Raw genomic sequence first — 4,922 nt, 5'->3', positions numbered from 1 at the left:
ATCTCATATTTAAGGGCAAAGCTCAGCCGTTGATTTCGTTGGATTTCCCATCTCACAATTAAGGGCTACGCGACACCAGCAGCCGCTGCGCCTTGTACATACGCAGCCGGGTCACTTCGGGTCCGTTGTAGGACCGGAACTTGCTGGCACAGCCTGACAGGAGGGCGGCCAATCCGCCCAACAGCAAGACCCGCCGTGGAATTCTGGTATTCATCACTGCTCGACGCCCCTTTTGCGAGGTCTGGTTGATGTCAGACGTTACTCTACCGAAACCGCCGGATCAATGACCGTGCGCCAGTGCTCCCTTCGCCATCTGCTCGCCCACCGGTTCTCCGCCTGAAGGCCCGGCCTCAACCTGATGGCCGTTCAGGAGCCGAAGTGCGTTGGCGACCACCAGCAGCGACACGCCTACATCCGCAGCGATGGCGCCCCACATCGAGGCCATGCCGAACGCGGTCAGCCCGACGAACAGCGCCTTGGTCCCCAGCGATATGCCGATATTCTGGTGGATGATCGTCATGGCCCGGCGCGAATGGCCGATAAGCCAGGGTACCTTGCCGATGTCGTCGGTCATCAGCGCGATGTCGGCCGTCTCGATCGCGGCATCCGATCCGACAGCGCCCATGGCGATGGCATAATGCGCCCGCGCCATGGCCGGTGCGTCATTCACACCGTCGCCGATCATCGCCACCATGTCGTGGCTTTCGACGAGTTCCTCAATGGCCGTCACCTTGTCTTCTGGCAAAAGTTCGGCGCGCACCTCGTCGATGCCGACTTCGGCTGCCACCGCGCGCGCGGTGCGTTCGTTGTCGCCGGTCAGCATCACGATCGTCTTCACTCCCTGCGCGTGCAGCCGCGCAACAATTCCCTTTGCATCAGGGCGGATGCGGTCGCGAAGCTCCAGCACGCCGGTCACGCCGGTCTCGTCACCCACGGCAACGAGGGTGCTCCCTGCCCCTTCGATCCGATCCCGCAGCTCCGCCGGAATGGCATTGCCGAACCCCTTCTCCTCGGCGAACCGATCCGAGCCGAGCCAGATCGCGCGCCCGTCGGCGCGTCCTTCCAGACCGCGCCCGGGCACGGTGCGGGTGTCCTCTGCGGCAGACACGGAAACACCATCGGTTTCGGCACGCGTGAGGATGGCGCGTGCCAGCGGGTGCGAGGACCGCGCCTCCAGGCTTGCTGCCAGCGCCATAAGATCGCGTGCGGAGGCTTCGCCCAGCGGATGGACTGTCGCCACCTCGGGCTCGCCCATGGTGATCGTTCCGGTCTTGTCCATCGCCAGTGCCGTGGTCCGCCCCGGCGCCTCGACATAGGCGCCGCCCTTTATGAGCACCCCCGCCCGTGCCGAAGCGGTCAGCGCCGCCACGATGGAAACCGGCGTAGAAATGACAAGCGCGCAAGGACATGCGATGACCAGAAGGACCAGAGCATTGTAGAACCAGTAGTCCCAGGCGCCACCGAGCAGGAGTGGCGGCACCACCGCGATGGCAATCGCCAACGCCATCACGATGGGTGTGTAGATGCGCGCGAACTTGGCCACCCACTGTTCGACCGGCGCGCGGCGGGCATGGGCATCGCCCACCATGCGAATGATTTTCGCGAGCACCGTGTCCGAGGCGGCCTTCGTCGCCCGCACCGTCAGTGTGCCCTCGCCGTTGATCGTGCCGGCATAGACCTCGTCGCCGGGTTCCTTGGGCACTAGCGCGCTTTCCCCAGTAATTGGGGCCTGATCGACGGCCCCTGCCCCGTCCACGACCTCACCGTCGAGGGGGATCCGGTCGCCGCCGCGCACAACGAAGCGATCGTTCACGGCAACCTCTGCCGCAGGAACATCTCTTTCGCTGCCATCTGATCGGATCACCCGAGCTGTTGGCGGCGCCAGATCCAGCAAGGCCGATACCGCGTTGCGGGCCCGCCCCACACTCCAGCTCTCAAGGTAAAGCGAAAGTGAGAAGAAAAACGCAACCGTCGCGGCCTCGAAGAATTCGCCCAGCCCGATGGCACCCGCCACAGCGACCACCATCAACAAGTTCATGTCAGGGGAAAACCGTCGCGCAGAAGACCAAGCCTTGGGTGCGACCAGCCAGACCCCGAAGAGAATTGCCACCGCGAATAACCCTGCTTCCGCGAGTGGCATCGTGGTTTCTCCGTGGCCTGCGAATAGCCCGAGCGCACCCCCCATTCCGGTTTCGACGATGTGGTAGAGAAAACCTGCTATCCAGAAGCCGCCGCTGAGCGCGGTAAACCGCTTTTGACGTGCCAGATGCGCGGTCTGATCCTCTGCTGCGTTGTCGGCGTCCCACGGTTTTGCGCTCATGCCGGTACTCGCGACCAGTTGCGAAACCTCGTTGTCCGAAATCCCGACTGCGGTATCCAAAATCGTCATCCGCCCATTGATGACATCGAACGCCAGATGCTCAGTCCCGCCGACTTTTGGACCGACCACCCTATTCAGGATTGCCACCTCTTCGGCACAATCCAGACCGGAAACTTGAAAACTTCGCCCATTCGAGGGGATGGATTGTGCCGGTCCTGTATTGGCTCCAGCACCGCAGCACGCAGCACCTTCTCCATGAGAGTGAGGAACTGCGCTCGCATGTTTGTGATCATCACCATGATCGTGAATGCAGTCAGAGCTGTGCTTGTGGTCGCGGCGGTGGCCATTGGAAGACATGGGATTGACCTCGGGATTCGTTCATTCCACATTGAGATAGCCCCTACAGTAACTAGAGCTTCAAGAGCTAAAACAGAAACTTGGTCAAGTAAGGACACCGGCCTGCGGAACCTTGAAACGCGTTGCCAAGTCTGTGGACGCGGCTGACCTGCCAAAGAGTGAGATAGATATGCTTCAAAAATATGCGGTGATCATGGTTGCAACATTGGCCCTGGCTGGCTGTGCAGTACCTCCGAAGGAAGACAACGATCCATTCAGGATCGGGAATATTCCAGAGTCTGTCGCTGCCCTTGCCGCGCCGGATCAGGATCTCACCACGGCCCGGCTTCGTCCCGAAGATAATTGCTATTGGTACGCGCATAGTGGGCCGGTGGAAACAACCTTGGTGCCGTTGCGATCGCCAGGCGGCAATCCCATCTGCGCCGTGCGCCAATCCTGAATGGCGCGTTCGATCGTCACACCGCCCACGATCCATGGGTCAGCTTCGCGGGGTTACGCTGTCCTCGGCCGAATAAAGGAACGCTGTCGAGCCAATCGCCACATTCGCGTAAAGATCGTTAATGTGGGCCATGACCATCCGGACACAACCGGAACTCGCCCGGCCGCCTATGCTACTCGGATGCGGTGTGCCATGAATCCGAAGATAGGTATCGCGGTCGCCGACATAGAGATAAAGCGCCCGTGACCCGAGCGCGTTCTCAGGTCCGGGTTCCATACCGTCAGCGATGTCGGCGTAGAGCTCCGGGTCGCGGTCAATCATGTTCTGTGTTGGCTGCCAATGCGGCCACCTGACCTTGCGCTTGATCGTGTAGACACCCGGCTCATAAAGTTTGCCGCGAGCGATCGCGACGCCGTAGCGCATCGCAGTGCCGCCTTCCTCGATATGGTATAGATAGCGCGCCACGGCATCCACATGAATGTCACCGGCCACAAGACCATCTTTAGCTACAACCCGCTGCGGCAGAAAGCGCGGGTGCAGGCCCCACGGGTTTGATGTGGCTGGGTTATAGCCCGGCGGTGTAACCTGTCCATCCCAAGCAGCCTTTTCCGCTTCAGTGGGCCAGGTGTCAGCGAGGAGTGGACTCGAGATAGACGCCGAGAACAATGCGGCAGTCGTCTGGATGAAGTGTCGTCTTGTCAGCATATAGAATACTCCGTTCACGCATTGGACGGCAAACCGAACCTTACCCCGAACGCAGTGTTGTTCGCCCGGGAAGGAGTGAGGCGTTATTGGCAACTTGCTCCATGGTGCCGTTCTTTGTCGGTGGCTTAACTCCTAAAGCTACTAGAGGTTCAAGAATAAATTCCGATGTCACACGTGCTTTTGTGTTCTCACTTAGGGTCAGGACTCATAGCCAATAGATGACGGTTGCCGCGAGGGCGATGGCTGAGAGGAAGACCTTCGGGCACCTATCGTATCGGGTTGCCACACGCCGCCAATCCTTGAGCCTGCCAAACATGATCTCGATCCGGTTGCGCCGTTTGTATCGGCGCTTGTCGTACTTGACGGTTTTCTTGCGTTGTTTTCGACCAGGGATACATGCGCGTATCCCTTTATCTTTCAGCGCTTCTCTGAACCAGTCGGCATCATATCCGCGGTCCCCCAGCAGCCAGTCGACGTCCGGCAGGCTGCCCAGCAATGCCCGTGCTCCGATGTAGTCGCTGACCTGTCCGGCCGTGACGAACAGGTTGAGAGGACGTCCCTGGCTGTCGCAGATCGCGTGCAGCTTGGTGTTCATCCCGCCCTTGGTGCGACCGATCAGGCGTCCACGCCCCCCTTTTTCACGCCCATGCTGGTCGCTGTTCGGTGGGCCTTGAGATAGGTCGCGTCGATCATCACGGTCTTCTGTTCGCCGTGGTCGGCAGCCAGACCCGCCATCATCCGGGCGAAGACGCCCCTATCGCTCCACCGCTTCCAGCGATTGTAGAGCGTTTTGTGCGGGCCATAGGCTGCAGGTGCGTCACGCCACCGCAAGCCATTGCGATTGATGAAGATAATCCCGCTCAACACACGCCGGTCATCGACGCGGGGTTTGCCGTGGGACTTCGGAAAGAAGGGCTCAAGACGCGCCATCTGCGCCTCCGTCAGCCAGAAAAGATCAGACATGTTCATCGCTCGGTTTTCGAACCGTGAATCACGCCCCTACGCCGAAATCAATGGGTCCTGATGACCTGCCACTGAACCTTCATCCACCCGGAACCAGAGCCCTTTGGGTTGATACGCCGATTGGCGCAGGAGGAGCAA

Annotated in this window: 5 protein-coding genes and 1 pseudogene; 1 reads left to right on the top strand and 5 read right to left on the bottom strand. The window is 60.4% G+C overall.

Annotated elements, in window-relative coordinates; genetic code table 11:
- Positions 1–73 precede the first annotated feature (73 nt).
- The 3 genes and pseudogenes from H1S03_RS17290 to H1S03_RS17610 form a co-directional block, all read right to left on the bottom strand.
- Positions 74–214, bottom strand: a pseudogene (locus tag H1S03_RS17290) (L,D-transpeptidase family protein); the annotation flags it as partial.
- 66 nt (positions 215–280) lie between these two features.
- On the bottom strand, positions 281–2,389 hold the full coding sequence (locus H1S03_RS17285; protein ID WP_249777994.1) for a heavy metal translocating P-type ATPase: 2,109 nt from the start codon (positions 2,387–2,389) through the stop codon (positions 281–283).
- A 65-nt stretch (positions 2,390–2,454) separates the two neighbouring features.
- Positions 2,455–2,667, bottom strand: a complete 213-nt coding sequence (locus tag H1S03_RS17610) for a hypothetical protein (RefSeq protein WP_185805303.1) — start codon at positions 2,665–2,667, stop codon at positions 2,455–2,457.
- Between the two features lie 179 nt (positions 2,668–2,846).
- On the opposite strand from H1S03_RS17610, the gene H1S03_RS17275 reads away from it, so the two are divergent.
- Positions 2,847–3,116, top strand: coding sequence for a hypothetical protein (locus tag H1S03_RS17275; protein ID WP_166195243.1), 270 nt, complete (start codon positions 2,847–2,849; stop codon positions 3,114–3,116).
- A gap of 39 nt (positions 3,117–3,155) precedes the next feature.
- Here the strand turns inward: H1S03_RS17275 and H1S03_RS17270 are convergent, their stop codons facing one another.
- Positions 3,156–3,821, bottom strand: coding sequence for a L,D-transpeptidase (locus tag H1S03_RS17270; RefSeq protein ID WP_166195245.1), 666 nt, complete (start codon positions 3,819–3,821; stop codon positions 3,156–3,158).
- 205 nt (positions 3,822–4,026) lie between these two features.
- Positions 4,027–4,784 (bottom strand): IS5 family transposase gene (locus tag H1S03_RS17265; RefSeq protein WP_166195248.1). Its coding sequence is split into 2 segments (ribosomal slippage): positions 4,027–4,463 and positions 4,463–4,784, totalling 759 coding nucleotides; the frame shifts between segments, so codons are not numbered across the junction.
- Positions 4,785–4,922 lie beyond the last annotated feature (138 nt).

It is taken from the genome of Pontivivens nitratireducens, from assembly GCF_014235845.1.
GTDB classification, from domain to species: domain Bacteria; phylum Pseudomonadota; class Alphaproteobacteria; order Rhodobacterales; family Rhodobacteraceae; genus Pontivivens; species Pontivivens nitratireducens.
This window is presented reverse-complemented; position numbering and strand designations above follow the sequence as displayed.